This is a genomic window from Komagataeibacter melaceti (genome assembly GCF_003403295.1).
Classification (GTDB): domain Bacteria; phylum Pseudomonadota; class Alphaproteobacteria; order Acetobacterales; family Acetobacteraceae; genus Komagataeibacter; species Komagataeibacter melaceti.
In genome coordinates this window covers 1-21,181 of the sequence record NZ_QUWV01000014.1, presented here as the reverse complement: position 1 = coordinate 21,181, position 21,181 = coordinate 1, and the positions used below count along the sequence as shown (strand labels likewise).

General features: G+C 63.5%; 19 protein-coding genes. 10 read left to right on the top strand and 9 right to left on the bottom strand.

All coding sequences use genetic code 11. The features are described from left to right. Position 1: 1 nt before the first annotated feature. Together DY926_RS01680 and DY926_RS01675 are read left to right on the top strand one after the other, a co-directional pair. Positions 2-1,189, top strand: coding sequence for an efflux RND transporter periplasmic adaptor subunit (locus DY926_RS01680; protein WP_116701803.1), 1,188 nt, complete (start codon positions 2-4; stop codon positions 1,187-1,189). Beyond that, positions 1,186-2,772: an efflux transporter outer membrane subunit gene (locus tag DY926_RS01675; protein WP_116701802.1), complete on the top strand. Its 1,587-nt coding sequence runs from the start codon at positions 1,186-1,188 to the stop codon at positions 2,770-2,772. Before DY926_RS01680 ends, DY926_RS01675 begins: the two co-directional genes overlap by 4 nt. Positions 2,773-2,858: 86 nt before the next feature. Here DY926_RS01675 and DY926_RS01670 read toward each other — a convergent pair whose 3' ends face one another. The 3 genes from DY926_RS01670 to DY926_RS01660 form a co-directional block, all read right to left on the bottom strand. Then, positions 2,859-4,190: a glycosyltransferase family 2 protein gene (locus DY926_RS01670; RefSeq protein ID WP_116701801.1), complete on the bottom strand. Its 1,332-nt coding sequence runs from the start codon at positions 4,188-4,190 to the stop codon at positions 2,859-2,861. Positions 4,191-4,320: 130 nt separating this feature from the next. Then, positions 4,321-6,072 carry a Hint domain-containing protein gene (locus DY926_RS01665; protein WP_116701800.1) on the bottom strand — a complete coding sequence of 584 codons (1,752 nt, stop codon included), beginning with the start codon at positions 6,070-6,072 and terminating at the stop codon, positions 4,321-4,323. A gap of 109 nt (positions 6,073-6,181) precedes the next feature. After that, positions 6,182-7,081 carry a 3'-5' exonuclease gene (locus tag DY926_RS01660; RefSeq protein ID WP_116701799.1) on the bottom strand — a complete coding sequence of 300 codons (900 nt, stop codon included), beginning with the start codon at positions 7,079-7,081 and terminating at the stop codon, positions 6,182-6,184. 155 nt (positions 7,082-7,236) lie between these two features. Between DY926_RS01660 and DY926_RS01655 the strand changes: the two genes are divergently transcribed. Together DY926_RS01655 and DY926_RS01650 are read left to right on the top strand one after the other, a co-directional pair. After that, a complete protein-coding gene (locus DY926_RS01655; RefSeq protein ID WP_116701798.1) occupies positions 7,237-8,202 on the top strand; it encodes an ion channel in 966 nt (321 codons plus the stop codon). After that, positions 8,132-9,295, top strand: coding sequence for a retropepsin-like aspartic protease (locus DY926_RS01650; protein ID WP_241502997.1), 1,164 nt, complete (start codon positions 8,132-8,134; stop codon positions 9,293-9,295). The genes DY926_RS01655 and DY926_RS01650 overlap by 71 nt, the downstream gene beginning before the upstream one ends. On the opposite strand, the gene DY926_RS01645 is transcribed toward DY926_RS01650, so the two are convergent. The 5 genes from DY926_RS01645 to DY926_RS01625 form a co-directional block, all read right to left on the bottom strand. After that, a complete protein-coding gene (locus DY926_RS01645) occupies positions 9,292-11,121 on the bottom strand; it encodes an ABC transporter ATP-binding protein (protein WP_116701796.1) in 1,830 nt (609 codons plus the stop codon). The two genes, DY926_RS01650 and DY926_RS01645, sit on opposite strands and share 4 nt — an antisense overlap. Positions 11,122-11,232: 111 nt before the next feature. Further along, complete coding sequence (locus tag DY926_RS01640) at positions 11,233-12,570, bottom strand: DUF763 domain-containing protein (RefSeq protein WP_116701795.1); 1,338 nt, start codon at positions 12,568-12,570, stop codon at positions 11,233-11,235. A 160-nt stretch (positions 12,571-12,730) separates the two neighbouring features. Beyond that, on the bottom strand, positions 12,731-13,240 hold the full coding sequence (gene mntR, locus DY926_RS01635) for a manganese-binding transcriptional regulator MntR (protein WP_116701865.1): 510 nt from the start codon (positions 13,238-13,240) through the stop codon (positions 12,731-12,733). Further along, a complete protein-coding gene (purU, locus tag DY926_RS01630; RefSeq protein ID WP_116701794.1) occupies positions 13,240-14,121 on the bottom strand; it encodes a formyltetrahydrofolate deformylase in 882 nt (293 codons plus the stop codon). The genes mntR and purU overlap by 1 nt, the downstream gene beginning before the upstream one ends. A gap of 30 nt (positions 14,122-14,151) precedes the next feature. Continuing rightward, on the bottom strand, positions 14,152-14,826 hold the full coding sequence (locus tag DY926_RS01625) for a peroxiredoxin (RefSeq protein WP_116701793.1): 675 nt from the start codon (positions 14,824-14,826) through the stop codon (positions 14,152-14,154). A 90-nt stretch (positions 14,827-14,916) separates the two neighbouring features. On the opposite strand from DY926_RS01625, the gene DY926_RS01620 reads away from it, so the two are divergent. The 3 genes from DY926_RS01620 to DY926_RS01610 all read left to right on the top strand — a co-directional run bounded on the left by DY926_RS01620 (position 14,917) and on the right by DY926_RS01610 (position 17,824). After that, a complete protein-coding gene (locus DY926_RS01620) occupies positions 14,917-15,840 on the top strand; it encodes an MBL fold metallo-hydrolase (RefSeq protein ID WP_116701792.1) in 924 nt (307 codons plus the stop codon). 51 nt (positions 15,841-15,891) lie between these two features. Further along, entirely contained in the window at positions 15,892-17,178 is a 1,287-nt protein-coding gene (locus tag DY926_RS01615; RefSeq protein ID WP_116701791.1) for an NAD(P)/FAD-dependent oxidoreductase, read from the top strand. Positions 17,179-17,254: 76 nt separating this feature from the next. Further along, on the top strand, positions 17,255-17,824 hold the full coding sequence (locus DY926_RS01610; RefSeq protein WP_116701864.1) for a DUF1643 domain-containing protein: 570 nt from the start codon (positions 17,255-17,257) through the stop codon (positions 17,822-17,824). Between the two features lie 19 nt (positions 17,825-17,843). Here DY926_RS01610 and dinB read toward each other — a convergent pair whose 3' ends face one another. Continuing rightward, positions 17,844-18,929 carry a DNA polymerase IV gene (gene dinB / locus DY926_RS01605; protein WP_116701790.1) on the bottom strand — a complete coding sequence of 362 codons (1,086 nt, stop codon included), beginning with the start codon at positions 18,927-18,929 and terminating at the stop codon, positions 17,844-17,846. 419 nt (positions 18,930-19,348) lie between these two features. Here dinB and DY926_RS01600 point away from each other — a divergent pair, with 419 nt between their 5' ends. The 3 genes from DY926_RS01600 to DY926_RS01590 form a co-directional block, all read left to right on the top strand. Continuing rightward, positions 19,349-20,044, top strand: coding sequence for a YfdX family protein (locus DY926_RS01600; protein WP_116701789.1), 696 nt, complete (start codon positions 19,349-19,351; stop codon positions 20,042-20,044). Positions 20,045-20,151: 107 nt separating this feature from the next. Then, positions 20,152-20,769: a hypothetical protein gene (locus DY926_RS01595; protein WP_116701788.1), complete on the top strand. Its 618-nt coding sequence runs from the start codon at positions 20,152-20,154 to the stop codon at positions 20,767-20,769. Positions 20,770-20,963: 194 nt separating this feature from the next. Continuing rightward, the coding region (locus tag DY926_RS01590; RefSeq protein ID WP_186336035.1) for a hypothetical protein at positions 20,964-21,181 on the top strand (218 nt) is incomplete at its 3' end.

Here is a 21,181-nt window from a genome sequence, read left to right as displayed (position 1 = left end):
CATGGCCACCAGAACTTCATCAAGAACCATAATCATGGCGGGAACGGCACTCCTTGCCGGGTGGTGCGGCTACCTGCTGGTCGGGCGCGTGCACCATGCCGCCGCCCTGCGCCGGGACGCCATGGCGGCGGCCATACCCGATGTCATGGTCATCATCCCCCATGCCGAGGCACGGCAGGTCAACCTCGACCTGCCCGGCACGATCGACGCATGGTACCAAGCGCCGATCTACCCGCAGGTCTCGGGCTATGTGCGGATGTGGTACAAGGATTACGGCGCGCATGTTTCCAGCGGGGACGTGCTGGCTGAAATCAATACTCCCGGCCTCGACGCCCAGTTCGCGCAGGCGCAGGCGGATCTCCAGTCCTCGCAGGCGAAATACGACCTGGCCGTAGTCACCGCCCAGCGCTGGCGGCTCATGGGCAAGTCACAGGCCGTGTCGGGGCAGTCGGTCTCGGTTCAGGACGCCAACGAGAAATCCGCCGCGGCCGACCTTGAAGCCGCGCGCCACAACCTTGACCGCTACGCCGCCCTTGAACGCTTCAAGATCATCGTCTCCCCCTTTGACGGGGTGGTGACCGAGCGTGACATCAACGTGGGTGACTACGTGCATGAAGGCGGCGGCAACCTGAACGCCAATGGCGGGGCCAGCGAACTGTTCAGCGTGGCGGACACGCACCAGATGCGGCTGTTCGTCTCCATACCGGAAAACATGTCCTACATCCTACAGCCCGGCCTGCGCGCGCGCGTGCATGTGCCGCAGTTTCCCGACCGGGTGTTTGAAGCCCGCTTCCTGACCGTATCGGGCGGCTATGACCCTGATACCCGCACCAGTGTAAGCGAGTTCATTATCGACAACACCGACCACGCCCTGTGGCCGGGCACGTTTGCCGCCGTGAGCCTGAGCGCGCCCGAGCAGGGGGGCCACCTGAGCATTCCCACCGGCGCGCTGGTGTTTCAGGAACACGGCATGCAGGTCGCGGTGGTCGATGGGCAGAATGTCGCGCATTTCCGTGACATTGCGGTGGGCCGCATGGGCGATGGGGCGACGCAGGTCCTCTCCGGCATCACGCCTGCCGACCGGATCATCGACAACCCGCCCGCCGACCTGCTGGAGGGCGAAAAGGTGCATGTTGTCCAGCCCATGGCCGGATACAGCAACGACGTATCCGAAAAGGACGATGAATGATGGCGCCAGACATCCGCCGCTCCGTACCCATGGGCGGGGCCTGTGTCCTTTCACTGCTGTCACTGGCGGGGTGCGACCTGGCACCCGTCTATCACGCGCCGCATTATGTCATTCCCGCCACATGGCAGGGGCAGGCCCCGTTCGCGGTGGCGCACCCGATGGATGACAGCATCCGCCCCGACTGGTGGACAACCTTTGCTGACCCGCAACTGGACACGCTGGAGGCACAGGCCACCGAACATAACGGAGACCTGCAGGCGGCCGCCGAACGCTTCGTGCAGGCGCGCACCATCGTAAGCGAGGCACGGGCCGACCTGCTGCCGCATTTCGGGATCGCCTTTGGCGGCAGCAACAACAAAAGCTCGGCCGAGCGGCTGTTCCGCTATAAAGGCCCCATTACCGATTCAGACGAATTCTATGGCGGCATGGCGTCGTGGGAGCCTGATTTCTGGTCCTCCATCCGTAACCGCGTACGGTTGCAGAAGGATTATGCACAGGAACAGGCCGCCGAATACGCCAATGCGCGGCTCAGCCTGCAGGCCGAGCTGGCCAGTGATTATTTCACCCTGCGCGGGCTTGATGCGCAGGCGGCCATCTATGGCCAGTCGATCGGGTATTATCAGGACTCCCTGCGGATGACGCAGACACGCCTGGCCGATCAGGCGGCATCGCGGCTGGATGTGGCGCGTGCCGAAAACCAGCTCTACACCACGCAGGCCCGCCTGCTCGATATACAGGCCGAGCGTGAGGTGATGGAACATGCCATTGCCGTGCTGGTCAATGTCGCCCCTTCATCCTTCCACATCGAGCCGGACAGCCACCTGAACACCAACCGCTTCGCGCTGAAAACGGGCATGCCATCGGAACTGCTGGAGCGCAGGCCGGATGTCGCCATGGCGGAACGGCAGATGGCACAGGCCAACCGGGCCATCGGGATCGCGCGGGCATCCTTTTACCCGCATGTCTCCTTTCACATGGATGGCGGGTTCAGTGACAACGGGTTCAATCTGGCCAACCTTGCCAACAGCATGTGGACCTATGGCGCGACGGTGACCATGCCGGTGTTCGAAGGCGGGCTGCGCCGGGCCGAACTGCAACAGAGCTGGTCCGCCTACCGTGAGACACGCGACCATTACCGCATGACGGTACTGACCGCCTTCCGTGATGTGGAGGACGGGCTGTCGCGCACCAACCGGCTTGATAGTGAAAACAACCGCCTGCGCGCGGCCGTGGGGGCCGCCAGCCAGACGCAGGACATTACGATGAACCTGTACAAGGGTGGGCTTGCCAGCTATCTGGACGTGCTGATCGCGCAGGTCAGCACGCTTGACGCCCGCATACAGCAGGTGGAGGTCCAGACCCGCTACCTGCAGGCACAGGTCGGGCTGATCCGGGCATGTGGCGGTGGATGGGACGCAACGCGGCTTCCGGCCCCCAACAGCCTGTTTTCGGTCGATCCGCTCCAGTATTCCGGGCTGCATAATGCCCCCGCCACAGGGGACGTGCCCCCGCCCCACACCCACGGACCCGACCCTGATGAGAACCTGACACGCCCCATCATGTCCCCCACACTGGAAAGATAAGGCACATCGCATGGCAGGGACGGAACACTCCCCTGACCTGCCATGCCGCGCGTATTGGCAAAGGGGAGCGGCGGGATTGCCTTACGTCAGGCCGCCCCGCATGGCTCCCCATATATCTCGACCTGGTCGAGATGGAAGAAATCCCGCCCGATCAGGGTCAGGCGGATGAAGCGGGCCGTAAGGGATGTCCGCACATGGTACGGCCCCGTCGCCAGGTTCCCGACGGGGCAGTCATCCATTTTTTCAAACCCGAAACGGAAATTCTTACCATCGCCGGAATATTCCATGCGGATATTCCGGCACCGCTGCCGTGGGGGGGCGATGATATTGTAAATGAGTATGTCCTCGATCCTGTACAGGCCCCCCAGATCGACCTGCCACCATGGATTTTCTTCAATATCCGTATGGAATTTCGCAAGGCCGTTGATAACGCCGTTGACGGCGTTGCCCGCATCAGATCGGGTATCATCGCCAATGGACCATGCGCTGGTACTGCTCTGCTCGCACGGCCTGTTTACGGAAATGATCCTGCCCGCCACCATGGGGGGCACCGTTATGTCCCCCGCGCTGCGGGCCATGTCATGCCAGTAATTGCACAGCGATGTATTTTCCGCCGCATTGAACCGGCGCAGGGAGTCTTCCAGCGCATCCTTCCTGCCCTGTTCCGTTTCATCCCATATGACCTGACCGGAAAACGCGCCACCTGTTCCACGCCGTATGCGGTGTTTCAGGTAATCGCGTGACTTGATCATGTAGTGATGGACGCTGGCCGTATGTTCAACAAGCTCCATTTCCCGGGCGGACAGGGTATTTACGCTGGTATCCCGCCGGTGCAGGACATCCACGACCCTGATCTCCCCATAGGCGTGGCTGGCCGGGTTGTGCCAGAACCCGAACCCCTCGGGTGAGAAAATCCTGTCATCCAGCAGGCATGCCGTGCGGCATATATACTTGGTGTATTCATTAACACCGGTGGCCCTGCGCCTGTAATTTTCCAGAACAGACCCCGGCGGGTTGGTTTCATGGCCGTTATGGCCGAACACGATCCAGTAAAACAGGATGCAGTCAGCCTCCGGGTAATGGGCGACCAGATCATCAACATCACGGAATGCGGGAATGGTCAGGAATTCATCAACATCGAAAAAACTGACCCATTCCGTTTCATGGTGGTAATTGGTCAGGAAATGCAGGTACATCTGCTGCTGGAAGCCCTGCACCCTGAAATGTATGAAGGTGACAAAGGGGTCGCGCCCCACAATGAACGGCAGGATCTCCCGATAAAGTTCCTCCGGGCTGTCATCATTGCAGTACAGGTAGATGTGATCGTAGCCGATGGATTTATAATAGGTGATCCATTCAAGTATATATGGCTTTTCCCACCGGGCGCAGACCACGACCGAGCAATTATAACGCTTCATTTCAACCCTTGACCCTGTAATACGATTTACCTGCCCGATCTCCTGTCAGAAATGAGGTTACGGCTTTAATCCTGCCGCCAGCCAGGGGATGGACCACAAATCCCCGCATGGAACACGGCAACCCGCGCTTTCAGGCCGTAAGGCGTGTCAGGCCATCGTCCGCTTCCCCCTCCACCACAAGGGGATAGGGACCGGCAACACGCACCTGCATGCAGAGCAGGCCGATGGATGCCGGATAACGCGGCCCCAGTTCCAGCAATGCCCGCCCGTTGGTCCAGCGGCTGGCCGTGCTTTCGCCTGCGTACCATCCATCGGGCACGTCGGGTGCAAGATGCGTTGCGATGGAACGCCCGACATTGCCTTCAAACAGTTGTATATCCTGTATCAGCACACCAAAATGACGGCGGTCATCCACATAGGGGCCAACCGTATCGGACGGGCGGCTGGTGCGTGACATGACCCGCACCATCTGCACGCCGGGCGGGACCATGAAAAAGGCAAATCCGCTTGCATGGTGCATGCAGCGCAGGACCGTGCCGGAATCCGTTACAAGATGCAGGTCGGCATCCGCCGTGGTTTCCATGGCCGGGCCATGGGGGGCAATGTCATGGTCGCGCGCACGCGCGGCAATGGCGTCAAAGATCGGCCTGACAAAACCGGCCGACACATCCAGCGGCGCGGCGCTATCCGCAGCCCATGTCTTCTCCCGCCCCGGAAAGCCCACAACCGGCCCCGGCTGCCGGAAACCATGGCGGTTACCCGTATCCAGATAGCTTTCAGTCAGGACACCATCCACCGTGATGACGGAATGATGCCCCGTTTCCAGATGGTAGTAAGTATATGAGGTAATATCCCGGTCATAATAAATGGTGCGGTTGTTGACCAGCATGCGGACCGGAACAAAACGCCCCTGCATGAACAGGCAGTGTTCGGGCGTAACCAGCATGTCCTTGTACGGAACGCCCGCGGCAATCGCGTCGCGAACAATACGCACGGGATAACCGGCCTCATCGGGGTAAAGCCCCGGCCGCACGGTTACCGACTGCATGCCCACCCAGCTTACGGGATGGAAAACCTCCGCCCCTTCCTCCAGGACAAGAACCTCGTCCCCTACCCTGATGTCTTCAATGGCGACCTCGCCACGCGCGGTGCGGACCATGGAGCCGGGCAGGAAACACACCAGGACCGTGCCCATGCCCTGGGTGTCCGCAACGGTTGCAAGGTAGTTGTCCGCATCGGGGTCGGTATCCTGATATTCCCCGTTCAGTTCCAGCGTATCGCCGTTGGAGAATGTTATGGTGGATGTATTGAACAGGCCGTCATAACTGACATCCGATATGGTGGCCGTGGCGCCGTTACTTTCAACAATGATGTTATCCCCGGCGCCAAACCCGTTTATGCTGGCGCCGTCAAGCAGCGCCAGCCCGTCACTGGACCCCACGAGGTTCAGCGTGCCGCCACCATCCTGAAAGTTGAGTGTCAGCGCGCTGGCGGCTGAAATCATGCCGTTACCGTCAAACATCCCGCCATTGGATATGTTGACCGTAATGCCCGACACGGCCTCCAGCAGGCCACCGGCCAGGTTGGCGCTGCCGCCATCGGCATTTACGACAACATGGGTGCCAAGGGACACGGCACCGGTCGTGACCGTGACATATGTGTTCTTTTCCGCCGTGACGGTATAGGTGCTGAGCGCCGTGACGGATGTATCAAGCAGCCCGTTGAGGGAGACGCTCGCCGTAACCGGGCTGCCATCGGCGGAGGTGATATCAACCTCGGCATTTCCCGCAGCGCCCAGAATCGCAACTGGCGCCAGCGTGTACGACCCGCTTTGCGTGATCGTATTGCCTGTATCAAAATACGCATTCCCAAGGTTGCTCATTTTTCACATTCCCATACGCGCGCCAGCCCGGGCATCCCGCACCGTTTTCCGTAGCTCACGTTGTTTCATGAAAATATGAAAAAAGAGTTTTCAGGCGCGCCCGCTCCCCTCAGCACCGAGTGGAAAAGCGGTCCCATGGGGTAATGCGGGTTACCGGCAGTTCGACGGGGCGCGCGTACACCTCGGCCGAGAGGAAGGCCAGCTCCCCCTCCACCTCCGCTTCGGGCAGGGAGATCGACCATGCGCGCGGGTTGCCATCCGTTCCATCATTCCAGCGGTAGCCACGCTGGCGCAGCATGTCCTTGTATTCATAGGGCGCATTTTCAGCCCAGATGCGGCAGCGTATCTGCCGCGCATTTTCCAGCAGCGCCGCCAGCGCCGGGCGGCCCGAAACCGGCAGGACCCGGTCAAGTATGGCAATGCCCGCCTGGCAGTCATCCGTTGCGCGATGCCCGTCGAACCAGAACCCCGCCTGCATGCCTAGATAGGACAGTTTGCGCCCTTCGTACCCCTCCGCCGCCCAGTCCACATCCCGCATGGAACATGCCCATGGCTTGGTGGTGAAGACGGGGCTGAACCGCTCGGCAAACTTGCGGTCAAAAGATGCATTATGTGCGATAATCAGGGAGGCGGGCGCGACAAATCCCGCCACTTCCTCGGGCGTGACGGACTGGCCCGCCACCATTTCGGGGGTGATGCCGGTCAGCGCCGTAATCTGCGCGGGAATGGGGCATGACGGTTCGCGCAGGCGGCTGAAAGGCTCCAGCGTCCCGAGGATCTTCCCCTCCAGCGTATAGACGAACGGTACGATCCCGAATTCGATGATCTCGTCCTTCGCCGCGCTCAGGCCCGTTGTCTCAAGGTCAAGGAACATGCCCAGCCGCGTGCCCGGTGTGGATGGGTAAGCGTCCAGCACCCGTGCCTCCAGCGGGCGCAGGACGCGGTAGCGGCCGCTCCCCTCCAGCGTGGTGGCCATATGTTCCATCCGTTCGGGCGTCAGTTCCGTCATGTGTTCCCTCCTGCCTGCCAGATGGCATGGATATGCAAATCCCGCACGGCCCTGTCCATCACCGGGCACATTGCCCCACTGACACATCTGTAATATTACAAAACTTGTCAGGTCAGCATGATCCTGATGCCTCATGATGTGCGGACAGGAACACCATGGCCCGGAATGCCGCGCCTCCCCACGAATCTACCGGCCCGGCGGGGGCACGACCATTCCGTGCCCACCGGGTGGAAGATCACGGGCATGACGCCATCATACGCGTGGGGCAGGTGGACCGGATCTGGTCGGATTTCTACCATCACGCGCTCACCGCCCCATGGAGTACATTCTTTTATGGCTCCCTGATCCTGTATGTCGGGGTCAATCTGGTGTTCGCCCTGCTCTACATGGCCGATGGCAGCGGCATAACCGGCGCGCACCCCGGCAACTTCGCCGATTATTTCTTTTTCAGCGTGCAGACGCTCTCCACGGTGGGCTATGGCGGCATGACCCCTGTCAGCCACACCGCCAACCTGCTGGCGACGGTGGAAGTGCTGGGGGGCATGATGATCAATGCCCTGGCTACGGGGCTGATCTTCGCACGCTTTTCGCGCCCCCGCGCCCGGGTCATGTTCAGCCGCAAGGCGCTAATCCTGGCCGAGGGAAGCCAGCTTCACCTCGACATCCGCATCGCGAACTGCAGGCGCAGCCCGATCCTGTCGGTTGATGTGGAATTCGCGCTGGCCCGGCTCATCCGCACGCCCAGCGGGCGGGTGGTGCGGCAGTTCGACCCGCTGCCGCTGCAACAGTCCCATATTCCCGTGCTGCGTTTTACCTGCACGCCCACCCACATCATCAATGAACACAGCCCGCTTTATGGCATGACGGAACATGACCTTTCGGCCGAGGAGGCTGAAATCATCGTCAGCCTGACCGGAACGGACGAAGCCTCGGGCCAGAGTGTATTCGCGCGCTCGGCTTACGGATTTGACCGCATGCTGTATAATCACCGTTTCGTGGATATCATAAACGCAGGGCCGGATGGGCGGATAACCGTTGATTACAGCCGCTTTGACCACACTGAAGCCCCGCCTGACACGCAGACCGGGCACACGGGCACCACGGCGGGCCAGCCCGGCTAGCGCCGCCACCCCTGTCAGCCGCCCCATGGCCGCGCTGGCCCTGCTGGCTCTGGCCATGACGGTTCTGGCCTGCCCGCCCGCGCACGCCGCCCCACGCCATGCCACCCCGCCAGCGCCCGCGCAGCTCTATGGCCTGCCGGAAGCCTGCCTGGCGCATGTCATCGCAGCCCCCCTGCTGACCAACAGCGGCAGCCCCATCATTCCCGCCACATTCAACGCTACAAGCGGGCTGTCCTATGTCAGCGTGACACAGGGGCGGATGGGCGTTTACGCCGGTTCCCCCTATGATTTCCCCGTGGAATCCACAATCCGCATCCAGACCATCGCGGGCACGGGCAAGACCTACACCACGGTCCTGAACGAACTGCGCATAAGCAACGGCACCGCGCAGGGCATACCCGCCGTGATGGAGGGCATAGGCAGGCCCCAGATCAACGACCAGCCGGTTCTTGGCATTATCGGGTATGATATATTAAGCAATTACAACGTATTGTTTGATTTTCCCGCCCGGCGGATGGTCCTGTTCCTGACCACGGACACGCCGGAATGTACACCCAACGCAAACTGGCTGGGCGCGGACGCCATGGGCACCCCCCTGCTGCCTGACACAACCAGACGGCTGACCGGCATTACCGTACAGATCGGGGAGCATCCGGTGCGGATGGAAATCGAGCCGGGGGCGGACATGTCCTCCCTCACGCGCAAGGTCGCGCGCACGATCGGGCTGAGCGGGGCGATCCTCCATCAGGACATGAACGTGCGCACCAACGCAGGGCGTATCCTGACGGGGCACCGGCACCATTTTGACAATGTCACGATCGGCGCGTGGCGTGACCTGCCGCTTGATGTCAATATCGAGAAGACCACCTACAACGTGCTGGGCATGAACTTCCTGCGCCGCAGGCGTATCCTGCTCGCCTTCCCGCAGGGCATGCTGTTCATGACCCCGCAGCAGGCCATGCCCGATGACCGGGGGCAGGCCACGCACGGGCTGCTCAGCACCCGCACCGCCGTTGCGCGCCTGATCGACATGAGCCCGCCCGCCGATGCCACGCCCCCCGCCCGGCCTGACGGCGCGCCGCCGCCACCTTAACCCGGCAGGGTGCGCGCACCGGCCAGCAGCCGGTCACGATAGGGGCCGGGTACGCGTTCAAGTTCCGCCATGCTGCCCTGCTGGGCAATGCGCCCCTGTTCCATCACCACGATCCGGTCAAACCCGCGCAGGGTGGACAGCCTGTGCGCAACCGCAATGACGGTGCGCCCCACCATCAGCCGCTCCAGCGCGGCATGGACATGGCGCTCGCTTTCCCCATCAAGCGCGCTGGTCGCCTCATCAAGGATCAGTACCGGCGCATTGCGCAGGAACGCCCTTGCAATGGCGATGCGCTGGCGCTGCCCGCCAGACAGCATCACCCCGCGTTCCCCCACGATCGTATCAAACCCGGCGGGCATGGCCGCGATGAAACTGGCGCAGCCCGCCGCCTCCGCCGCCGCCGTGACTTCGGCCTCGGTCGCATCGGGGCGACCGTAGCGGATGTTCTCGCGCACGGAGCGGCGCAGCAGGTACACATCCTGCGGCACCACCGCCATGCTGGCGCGCAGGCTGGCGTCATCCAGTTCAAGGATATTGACGCCATCAATCTCGACCGCGCCTTCCTGCACGAAACGCTGGCGCTGCAGCAGGGCCAGCACGGTGCTCTTGCCCGAACCGGACACCCCCACCAGCCCGATGCGGGCGCCCGCCGGGATATCGAGATTGAAATGCGACAGCACGGGCGCGCCACCGGGATAGGCGAAGCTGACATCACGCAGCCGGACATGCCCCCGCCCCCCGGCAGGGGACAGCATGACCGTCTCCGCCACCCCGCTGCGCTCGTGCGGGGCCAGCAGGTGATCCAGCGTCTCCGCCAGGCGGGTGACGTGCTTCATGGCCTCCACCATGGAAAAGGCGAAGTCGCGCGTGCAGTTCAGGATCAGGAAGCCCAGTGTCGTCACCATCACCACATCGCCAGTGGTGGCGCGGTGCATGCGCCACAGCAGCACGGCCCATACCAGCAGCCCCGTGGTCATGAACGCGGTGACGAAGGAATGGATCATGCGCAGCTTTTCCATGTAGCGCAGCGAGCGGGTGTGCATGCCGGTCTCACCGCCAATGCGCTGGCGCATGCGGGCGTGTTCCGCACCGATCATGCCATAGGCGCGCACCAGCGGCAGGTTCTGCACCACGTCAAGCATCTCGCCATCCACCTCCGCCGCCTCACGGGCATAGGACAGGTGCAGCCCCTGCCCGCGCCCGGCCAGACGGTAGATCACGAACCCCACCCCCATGGTCATGGCCACCAGCGCCAGCGCCATCCACGGGCTGACCGTGCCCAGCGTCGCAATGGCCAGCAGCAGGTTCAGACCGGCGGGCAACAGGTTCCACGCCGCCATGTTCTCCAGCGATTCCACGGCCGCCGCCGCAGCCGAGACCCGCGCCGCCAGCGCGCCGGACAGCCGCTCGGCAAAATAGGTGCTGGCATGCCCCGTCAGGTAGCGGAACAGGTCATGGCGCACATCACCGCCAACCCGCACGATCACGCCTGATGCCGTCCACCCCGCCAGCCGCCAGGCCGCGTTGTCACAGATGATGGTCAGGCAGAACAGGACAATGGAAACCCATATGGCCTCGCGCCCCTGCTGCCCTTCCGACATACCGTTGACCAGGTGGCGGATGATGGCGGATATGCCCACGTTGCACGCAACCGCCACCATGATCGCACCGATGATGGTGGCATGACCCCGGCCATGCCGCCGCACGTAATGCAGCATGAAGGCAATGGGCCTGCGGCGGTAACGGTGCAGCGCGGCCTCACGCCCCGTATCGGCCGTATGGGCTGGCTGCGGGGGCGTGGGCAGGCTGTTGTCGGGTGGTGTCATGAATAATGCGGCCTCTCTGGCATGGCGCTGGGCTGTTCGGGCTGGCGGGCTGGGTCAACCGCAGTTCCGCCGCATTTGCCCCGGTATCATACCCGCATGTCACATGCCCCCTTACCCCGCCTTATGGCGCGCATCGTGGTCGGATTCCTTCTGGTCGCGTGGCTTGCCATCATGGCGCATGACCCAGTCCACCTGCCCTTCTGAAACCGGGCGGGGCGGCGGTGGTTCATAACCGAAGACCGATCGCCCCCCATATTCGTGCGAACGGGCGCGCTCATCGGCCATCACGGTGGCGAAGGATGGTCCCGTTGCATCCCGCTCCAGCCGCCTTGCCGCACTGTCGAGGCGCCGGATGGCGTCCAGCCGTTCCTCCCGCCCCAGCCGCGCCGCCGTAACCGCCGCCTTCATGACCGACAGGGTACGGTCATAAACCGCAACCGGCACCGGATAGGGGTGGCGATCCTTGCCCCCATGCGCCAGTGAAAACCGCGCCGGGTCGGAAAAGCGGCACGGCGCGCCATGCACCACCTCGGCCACCAGCGCCAGCGCCCGCACGGTGCGGGCACCCACGCCCGGCACGCGCAGCAGGTCGGAAAAATCCCGTGGCCCGGCTTCCGCCGCCGCCGCCAGCGCGCCATGCAGGCGGCGCATGTTCACATCCACCGGCCGGACATCATGGCGGGCGGGCATCAGCAGGTGCGGCAGTTCCCCCTGCGCCGGGGCGGGCGGCGGGGGCACGCCCTCGATCCGCATGAGCTCATGGGTCAGCCGGTCCGGCCCCATCTCGTGCAGGACGGTCATCTGCCCCTGGCGTGAGGCCCCGGCCCGCCTGTCCGTCAGGTTCAGGATCGCGCTGCCCGTGGCGCGGCCATCAATGGCGGCATGCGGGGCCTCGACAAAACTGTCCAGCCCTTCGGACAGCCAGTGATAGCGGCGGGCCATGCGCCGCCCGGTGTGCATGCCCTGCTGGATGACCGTCCACCGCCCGTCCGCCGCCACCACGAAGCCATGCAGGTACAGGTCGAACCCGTCCTGCACGGCGGCGCTGTCCACCTTGGCCACCATGCGGCTCGTCGCCACTAGCGGGGTCGCGTCAAGGCCGGTGGCGTGACCTACATCCAGCAGTTCATCAGGCGTACGGCGGGAATGGCGACCGCGACCGCCGCATACATACAGCCCCAGCTCATCCGACAGTGGCGCAAGCCCGCGCTTGAGCGCGCCGATCACGGCGGTTGTCATGCCCGATGAATGCCAGTCCATGCCCATGACCGCGCCAAAGGACTGGAACCAGAACGGATGTGCCAGGCGGCGCAGGAACTCGTCACGCCCGTAATGGTGAATGATGGCCTGCGTCATGACCGCGCCAAGGCGGGCCATGCGCTGGCCAAGCCATGCGGGCACGCGGCCCGTATGCAGGGGCAGGTCGGCGGAGCCTGCGCGTCGGGTCATGGCCTCCCCTTCCGGCAATGGGTCAGTCGCGGCATTTCTTTCCGGCCTGCCTTTGGGACATCCCGCAAATCATAAGGAAGTTTCCGGTGAAGCTTTTTTCAAAATACTTCAGGACACGTCATCTGTGTAAAAAACCGGAAGTCCTGATGACTTTTATCAGTCAGTTGTTTTTCAGGCTGCTTTCCAGAAAATCGGCCAACCCGGCATCCAGCGCGTGACGGAAGGCGTCCAGCGTTTCCGTGCCCACGTAATGCTCCATCCCTTCGGCGTCGATGCGGGCATTGGCCTCGCTCACGCCCAGCGCGCGCAGGAAGCGTTCGACCGTATGGTGCCGCTCACGGCTCTGCCGCGCCATGTCATGGCCCGCCTCGGTCAAGAAGATGCCGCGATAGGGGCGGCGCGTGACCAGCCCGTCGGCCTCCAGCCGCACCAGCATCTTGGCCACGGTGGGCTGTGATACGCCCAGCCGCGCGGCGATATCGACCTGCCGGGCTTCCTGCCCATCATTGAGGAGGTCGTCGATCAGTTCGACATAATCCTCGATCAGCGCGGTCTTGCGCGCCAGCCGCGCCTGCCGGAAGCCGGCGCACTGCATGTCCGGGTCGGGCATGGCGTCGGTACGCGTGGTGTCATGATCCTGTGACGCGGGGCTTTCGTTTCCGTCGGACATCATGGGCTGAACACGATCGTCTTGTGGCCGTTGGGGATGACGCGCCGCTCGGTAAAGTAACGCACGGCGCGGGCCAGCACCCGGCGCTCGATGTCGCGCCCCTTGCGGATCAGGTCATCGGGGCTGTCGGCATGGGTGATCCGCTCGACATCCTGTTCGATGATCGGGCCTTCATCCAGATCGGGCGTCACGAAATGGGCGGTCGCCCCGATCAGCTTCACCCCACGCGCAAAGGCCTGATGATAGGGCCGCGCGCCCTTGAAACCGGGCAGGAAGGAATGGTGGATATTGATGCACCGCCCCGCAAGCCACACGCTCATCTGGTCGGACAGGATCTGCATGTAGCGCGCCAGCACCACCAGTTCCGCCCCGGTATCCCGCACCACATGTTCTATCCGCGCTTCCTGCTCGGCCCGGGTCGCGGCGGAAACCGGCAGGTAATGGAAGGGGATTCCCTCAAGGCTGATATGGGCGAATGTCTCACGCGGGTGGTTGGAGATGATGGCTACCGGCTCGATGGCCAGTTCCCCGATCCGCCAGCGGTACAGGAGGTCCACAAGACAGTGGTCGAAACGCGAGACCATGATGACGGTGCGCGTGGGGCGCGCACTTTCACGCAGGGCCCATTTCATGTCCAGCCGCGCCGCGATGCCGGACAGCACATCATGCAGGGTTTCCAGTTCCGCCCCGCCGGTGGGCAGGCTGAACACGATGCGCATGAAAAAGACGCGGCTTTCGCGCTCATCAAACTGCTGGGCGCCTGCAATATCACCGCCCAGCTCGAACAGCGCGCGGCTGATCGTGGCCACGATACCCGGCTGGTTCGGGCAGGACAGCGTCAGGACATAGGAACGGGTGGGCGTGGATACAGACTCGGACATGCTTTCCCTGCTGCTGGCTGGCCGGATGCGCTAACGGGCGCGCGGGTGGCCCGTATCGGGCGAGATATTGTAGAACCAGCTTTCCCCCGCCGCGCGCACCCCGGACTGAGTAACCGGAACAGGCTGGACCACGTCATCGCCGGGCGTCCACCCTTCGGGGATCATGACCCCCCCTTCATCGCTGCGGCGCAGGGCCGCAACCAGGCGGAGCAGTTCCTCCACCGAGCGGCCCACGGTCATGGGGTACCACAGCAGGGCGCGGATCGTCCCCTCCGGGTCGATCACATAGGTCGCGCGCACCGTGGCGCTGTTCTGGGCGGTCGGGTCCAGCATGCCATAGGCGCGGGCCACCGCCATGGAGGGGTCCTCGACCAGTGGGAAGGGAATCTCGACGCCGAAGCGGTCCTGAATCGCGTCCAGCCACGCCAGATGCGCGTACAGGCTGTCCACCGACAGGCCCAGCAGCGCGCAACCCAGCGCATCGAAGCGGTCGGTCGCCTGGGCAAGGGCAATGAATTCACTGGTGCAGACCGGCGTGAAATCCGCCGGGTGGGAAAACAGCACCAGCCACCGCCCGCGGAAATCCGACAGGCGTATCTCACCCTTCGTGGTGCGGGCCTGAAAGTCCGGCGCCACGTCGCCAATACGCAACGGGCGCATGTCCATCACATGGCCGGCTGCCGGTATGCTGCCCTCAGTATTCATGTCCTGCCCTTTTGCATCTGCCGCGCCTTGACGCAAGCCATCTTATAACATACATTTATTATGTAATTTCGAAACTGTGGAAGGCATTCCATGCCAGACCCCGTCATAACGGCAGCAGCCAGCCAGATCACAACGTGCCGTGCAAACGGTCATGTTCCTGTTATCAGGACATTTTTTGACAACCCAACCTTTACCGCCACCCATGTCGTGCATGATCCGGCCACCCGTAGCGCCGCGATAATTGACAGCGTGATGGATTATGACCCGGCATCGGGCAAGACCGACCATGACCTCGCCCAAGAGATCGTGGATTACATCGCGGCCGAAAAGCTGAAGGTGGAATGGGTGCTCGAAACCCATGTGCATGCGGACCACCTTTCCGCCGCCCCATGGCTACAGGAACGCGTGGGCGGCAGGCTTGGCATCGGGGACGCCATCCTGCGCGTGCAGGACATCTTCGGCAAACTGTTCAACGCGGGCACCCGCTTCGCGCGCGACGGATCGCAGTTTGATGAACTGTTCCATGACGGCGCCCGCTTCACGCTGGGTTCCCTGCCCGCCATCGCCCTGCATGTGCCCGGCCACACCCCGGCGGACATGGCCTATATCATCGGGGATGCCGCCTTTATTGGCGATACGCTGTTCATGCCCGATTACGGCACGGCGCGCGCCGATTTTCCGGGTGGTGACGCGCGCACGCTGTACCATTCGATCCGGCGGCTGTTGTCCCTGCCGGACGAGACGCGCGTTTTCCTGTGCCACGATTACATGGCGCCGGGGCGGGATGAATACGCGTGGGAGACCACCATCGGGGCGGAACGGCGTGGCAACATCCACGTTCATGACGGCGTGGACGAAAGCACTTTCGTACAGATGCGCACCGCGCGGGACGCCACGCTTTCCCTGCCCAACCTGATCATGCCCTCCGTGCAGGTCAACATGCGGGGTGGCAATCTGCCCGAACCGGAAGATAATGGTGTAAGTTACATCAAGATTCCGGTCAGCAAATCCTGACCGTCCCTTGCCGTCGATTCCCTATTTCATACCTGATTACGGAGACCAACCATGACACAGACCGAACCATCCGCCCCCAACCTGGCCAGTTCCGCGCGGGGGCTGACCTATGATGTCGTCGTGGTTGGCGGGGGTGCGGCGGGACTGTCCACTGCGGCCAGCATCCTCAAGCGCCGTGGCGGCATTACGGTTGCGATCATCGAGCCTTCGGGTTCGCATTTCTACCAGCCCGGCTGGACGCTGGTGGGCGGCGGCGTGTTCAAACAGTCCCAGACCCGGCGGTCCGAAAAGAAGCTGATCCCGGCGGGGGCCGACTGGGTGCAGGCGGCGGCGACCGGGTTCGAGCCTGACTCCAACCTCGTGCATCTCTCCAACGGGTCATCCATCCGCTACAGCGTACTGGTTGTCGCCACCGGCCTTACACTGGACTGGGACGGGATCGAGGGCCTGAGCGAGACACTGGGCCGCAACGGCGTGACCTCCAACTACCGCTACGACCTTGCCCCCTACACCTGGCAGCTCGTGCAGACACTGGGGCGCGGCAATGCCGTATTCACCCAGCCGCCCATGCCGATCAAATGCGCAGGCGCGCCGCAGAAGGCCATGTACCTGGCCTGTGACGCATGGCGCCGCCGTGGCCTGGCTGACAACATCAACGTCTCCTTCCACACCGCCACGCCGGGGCTGTTCGGGGTGAAGGAATTCGTGCCGGCGCTGATGGAATACATCAAGCGCTACCATATTGACCTGCAGCTCAAGTCCCGCCTGACGAAGGTGGATGGCAAGAACCGCGTCGCCACGTTCGAGAACGTGGGGGCTGATGGCACCAAGACCACGTCCGAGACGGAATTCGACATGCTGCATGTCGTCCCGCCCCAGCGCGCGCCCGACGTGGTGCGGAACAGCCCGCTTGCGGGGGATGGCGGCTGGGTGGCGGTTGACCCCGCAACGCTGCGCCACCTGAAGTTCGAGAACGTCTTCGCGCTGGGTGATGTCGCGGGCACATCCAACGCCAAGACCGCCGCCGCCGTGCGCGTGCAGGCCCCGGTCGTGGCGGTCAACGTGCTGGCGACGCTGGACCACCGCCCCATGGTTGCCGACTACGATGGTTACGGCGCTTGCCCGCTTACGGTCGAACGCGGCAAGATCGTGCTGGCCGAATTCGGTTACGGCGGCAAGCTGGAACCCACCCTGCCGGTGTGGCTGCTTGATGGCCGCAAGCCCACCCATCTGGCGTGGATGCTGAAGGAATGGGTCATGCCGATCCTGTACTGGGATGGCATGCTCAAGGGCCGTGAACTGATGGTGGCCCCGCACAAGATCGGCACGCCGCGCTGATCCCTGCGGTTTCCGGCAGGTAATTCATGGCCGCGCGGGCTGGACGTCCGCGCGGCCATGCGTATGAATGTGGCGCATGAACGCCCAGCAGCCGCCCGGCCACCACGTAGGCCATTCCCGCCCGCTCCGCCTGTCGGATGATGTGGTCAGCCACGCCATCTACGGCGGCCCCGGCAAATGCTACCGCTATACCCTGAGCCGCACATGGGACCCGGCGCGCCCTGCGATCATGTGGCTCATGATGAACCCCTCCGTCGCGACGGAGGATGGCGATGACCGGACAGTGGCCAAATGCCAGCGTTACGCCCGCGCATGGGGGTACGGCACGCTTCTGGTTGGCAATACCTTCGCCTATCGCTGCACCGACCAGAAACGCCTGACGGAAGTGCCCGACCCCGTCGGCCCCGATAATGACTGCTACCTGCTGGACATGGCGCGCAGGGCCGACATGGTCGTGGCGGCCTATGGCTCCCCGTTGCTCAAGGGATTGCTGGCACGTGGGCCGGAAGTGGTGCGGATGCTCCAGCAGCACGGCATTACCGTCAACGCCATGCGCCTGAGCCGCCGCTCGGGCCGGCCGGAACACCCGCTATACCTGCCCGCCGACCTGAAACCCCAGCCGCTGCCACTTTTTCCCGCGCCATAGAATAGTATTGGCGAGCGTATTAGCTGAACAGCGCCAGTTGCCGTGGAGCCGCCACGTCGCCCGCCGCCCGTAACCCCGATACGGTAACACCAAGCAGCCGGATACCGCGCGGCACCGGAAAACACGGGGCCAGAAGGTTGATGGCGCGATCCGCCAGGTCAGCGGCATCACGCACCGGCTCGGTGGCCGTGCGCCCGCGCACGATCTGCCTGAAATCGTTATATTTGACCTTTATGGTTACGGTCACGCCCGTCAGGTGGCGTGCGCGGCACCGCCCCCACACCAGTTCCGCCAGCGCGGTCATGCAGGCCTGTACCGCTGGCCAGTCATGCAGGTCGGCATCATATGTCCGCTCTCCCCCCACCGAGCGGCGCGGCCGGTTGGGTTCAACGGGGCGGTCATCCATGCCACGGGCGATGCCGTAGTAAAAATCCGCCGCCTTGCCAAAATGCCGCAGCAGCCGTGACAGGGGCTGGCGGCGCAGGTCAAGCCCGGTGCGGATGCCCAGCGCGTGCATGCGCGCGGCGGTGGCGGGGCCGATGCCGTGAAATTCCTCAACCGGCAGGCCAGCCACAAAATCCGGCCCCATGCGCGGCGTAATCACGAACAGGCCATCGGGCTTGCGATAGTCCGATGCCAGCTTGGCCAGGAATTTGTTGTAGGACACGCCTGCGGAGGCACTCAGCCCCGTCTCATCGCGGATCTGGGCGCGGATGGCGGTGGCCAGCGCGGTGGCGGAAGGAAAGGGCTGGAGCGGCCGGGTTACATCCAGATAGGCTTCATCAAGCGAAAGCGGCTGGATCAGGGTGGTGAAGCGGGCAAATATCGCATGCACCTGTGCCGAGATGGCCCGGTACACATCAAAACGCGGCGGCACAAATACAAGATCAGGGCATTTGCGCAGCGCGGTGACCGATGGCATGGCCGAACGGACCCCGAAACGCCGGGCTTCGTAACTGGCCGCGGCCACGACACCCCGCCGCCCGTTGCCCCCGACCGCAAGCGGCCTGCCGCGCAGGGCGGGATTGTCGCGCTGTTCGACCGAGGCATAGAAGGCATCCATATCCACATGGATAATGCGGCGATGGGCCTGCTGGTCGGTCATGGCGGACCTATGCGCCACCATGCGCGCAGGCACGCGGGGGCTGTGCGGTCACGCCCCGCTGGGGCATGACCGACACGGCATTATGGCCAATCAGCCGTTGCACTTCTTCTTCTTGAGGAAATACACGATCAGGCCGGTGATCGCGCCCAGAACCAGAATCCCCTTCAGGCAGGGGGTCTTGGCGGGACATTTCGGTGCACATTCAGACATGGTTCATTCCTTGATAGACAGCACGTTCCAGATGGGAACGGCACATCTTCATACTACCGCATGGCGAATACATGACCAGACCGCATTTTGCATTACCTGCCTGCCCGGCCTGACATGCGGGGACAGGGCAGCGGCATTGCGCAGCTACATCTTTTGTTACGGGAAAGGGCAAGCAATGATGCATGTGACAGATACTGGAGTATGAATCCATGAAGAAAATCGCCTTACTGCCTGCGGGCCTGCTCATGCTTGGCACGGCAATCGGCGCCGCCCACGCCACCCCTTCCGCCGGGCGCGCGGTCAACCGTGACTTCGCCAAGCTGTCGGCCGATGGCAGCCGCGCGTTTGATGATATCGCCCTGGCCCGCACGGCGCTGGCCAATAACGACACCGCTGGCGCACGCAAGCTGCTGTCCGACGCCAATAACGCCCTGACGCGCGCCAAGAAGGACGACAAGCTGTTCATGAAGGCGGAAGCCGAGCTGACCGCCCCCCGCAAGGCCCCGGCCGGTGCGCACCCGCCCGCCGCCAACGCCACCCAGCCGGTTGCCTGGCTGCCGATTGATGGCGAATACATCGTGACCGAGGACCTCGAACCCACCTCGTCCAAGAGCACGGCGGTCGCCACCGCCAATGCCAGCCTGAACAAGGGCAAGCCCGCACAGGCGGCGCAGAACCTGCAGGTCGCGGCGGTGGATGTTGACTTCGTGCTGGCCATCGCCCCGCTCGACGCCAGCGCCAGCGATGTCTATCGCGCCAGCAACCTGCTGGCAGGCAATGATGTGAAGAGCGCCGACAACGCGCTGCAGGATGCGCAGAACACCATCCGCTTCGTATCCGAAGACATGGTCGGCACCCCGGCGGGCACGCCTGCCACCGCGCCCAAGAAAAAGGCCACCCACTAAAGTAACCGGCCTGCCGGCGGTCCTTCGTCATGCAATGTCGGTCCCGGTCCACCGCCTTCCCTGCCGGGGGGCGGTGTGACCATGCCATACGCGGCAGGTGGTCGCGCATGGCGGCCCGCCTCGGGGCCGCCTGCGCGTGCCTTACCATCGCCGCCCATCCCGCATGGGCGGGAGGGACCATCCAGCTCTGTCTGGAACGCCATACGGTAGAAGACAGCTTCGTGCAGGATACGCCGGTACGGCAGCCTGTGCGGGTGCCTGCCGGGACGGTGCTGAATTATGCCGGGCATGCCTTTGGCCCGGCATCCGACCCGCTCGACCGCGCGCATGCCATGCCCGATGGCGATGGCTGGCGCGACATATCGCCTGCGGAAGAAACCCGCAGGCGGCAGCTCCAGATGGAAGATATTGGCGGGGACCCCGGCTATCACCGCCCGCAGGCCGCCCTCATGACCACGGGTGCCGTTACCCTGTCCCACGCGCATCCCTGCGCGACACTGGGTGCGACCGCCGTGCTGTCGGATGACTGGACGTGGACAATGGACACCATTCCCGCCCGGCCCGACCTATATTTCCAGGCCTATGCCACGGTCCATAACGACCAGCTTGACCCGACATTCAATAACGATGCCGACCCGTTCCAGTGGGTGGCGGCCCATGGCGGGCTGAACGCCATCGTTACACAGACAATTGATCAGTCAGTCACGCTCCGCTCCCCTGATTAGGGGCTGCATCAATTTAATTATCTGGCCGATCCTGTACTTTCCCTTGCCTGATCCGTTGCCTGTGCGCACGATCCATGGCGAAACTCATGGGTCGTTACCATATATGGTGGCGTACCAGATCATGCATGCCAGACAGGGTTCCTGCGGTCCCGCCCCCGCGTATGGCAACTGATGGGAAATTATGGAGTAACGGGATGGCCCTGTACCAGTCCGCGCAGTTTATTGATACATGGACCGACCCTGAATTCGACAAGATCCATCCCCCCCGTGCCGTCGCTCCCCATTCAGGCATTTACCGCTGCGTGGGCTGCGGGGTGGAAATCGCTGCAAGCGAGGGGCAGCTCCTGCCCCCCACCCATGCCCACCCGCACCGCGCGGGCACGCAGGAGGCATGGCAGATGGTGGTCTATGC

Excerpts from the sequence above, each read along its gene's own strand:
- DY926_RS01595 (WP_116701788.1), top strand. The coding sequence starts at position 20,152 with ATGGCGGCCCGCCTCGGGGCCGCCTGCGCGTGCCTTACCATCGCCGCC.
- DY926_RS01610 (WP_116701864.1), top strand. The coding sequence starts at position 17,255 with ATGAACGCCCAGCAGCCGCCCGGCCACCACGTAGGCCATTCCCGCCCG.
- DY926_RS01600 (WP_116701789.1), top strand. The coding sequence starts at position 19,349 with ATGAAGAAAATCGCCTTACTGCCTGCGGGCCTGCTCATGCTTGGCACG.
- DY926_RS01655 (WP_116701798.1), top strand. The coding sequence starts at position 7,237 with ATGGCCCGGAATGCCGCGCCTCCCCACGAATCTACCGGCCCGGCGGGG.
- DY926_RS01640 (WP_116701795.1), bottom strand. The coding sequence starts at position 12,570 with ATGACCCGACGCGCAGGCTCCGCCGACCTGCCCCTGCATACGGGCCGC.
- DY926_RS01670 (WP_116701801.1), bottom strand. The coding sequence starts at position 4,190 with ATGAAGCGTTATAATTGCTCGGTCGTGGTCTGCGCCCGGTGGGAAAAG.
- DY926_RS01660 (WP_116701799.1), bottom strand. The coding sequence starts at position 7,081 with ATGACGGAACTGACGCCCGAACGGATGGAACATATGGCCACCACGCTG.
- DY926_RS01675 (WP_116701802.1), top strand. The coding sequence starts at position 1,186 with ATGATGGCGCCAGACATCCGCCGCTCCGTACCCATGGGCGGGGCCTGT.
- DY926_RS01665 (WP_116701800.1), bottom strand. The coding sequence starts at position 6,072 with ATGAGCAACCTTGGGAATGCGTATTTTGATACAGGCAATACGATCACG.
- DY926_RS01625 (WP_116701793.1), bottom strand. The coding sequence starts at position 14,826 with ATGAATACTGAGGGCAGCATACCGGCAGCCGGCCATGTGATGGACATG.
- mntR (WP_116701865.1), bottom strand. The coding sequence starts at position 13,240 with ATGTCCGACGGAAACGAAAGCCCCGCGTCACAGGATCATGACACCACG.
- DY926_RS01680 (WP_116701803.1), top strand. The coding sequence starts at position 2 with ATGGCCACCAGAACTTCATCAAGAACCATAATCATGGCGGGAACGGCA.
- DY926_RS01615 (WP_116701791.1), top strand. The coding sequence starts at position 15,892 with ATGACACAGACCGAACCATCCGCCCCCAACCTGGCCAGTTCCGCGCGG.
- DY926_RS01620 (WP_116701792.1), top strand. The coding sequence starts at position 14,917 with ATGCCAGACCCCGTCATAACGGCAGCAGCCAGCCAGATCACAACGTGC.
- purU (WP_116701794.1), bottom strand. The coding sequence starts at position 14,121 with ATGTCCGAGTCTGTATCCACGCCCACCCGTTCCTATGTCCTGACGCTG.
- dinB (WP_116701790.1), bottom strand. The coding sequence starts at position 18,929 with ATGACCGACCAGCAGGCCCATCGCCGCATTATCCATGTGGATATGGAT.
- DY926_RS01645 (WP_116701796.1), bottom strand. The coding sequence starts at position 11,121 with ATGACACCACCCGACAACAGCCTGCCCACGCCCCCGCAGCCAGCCCAT.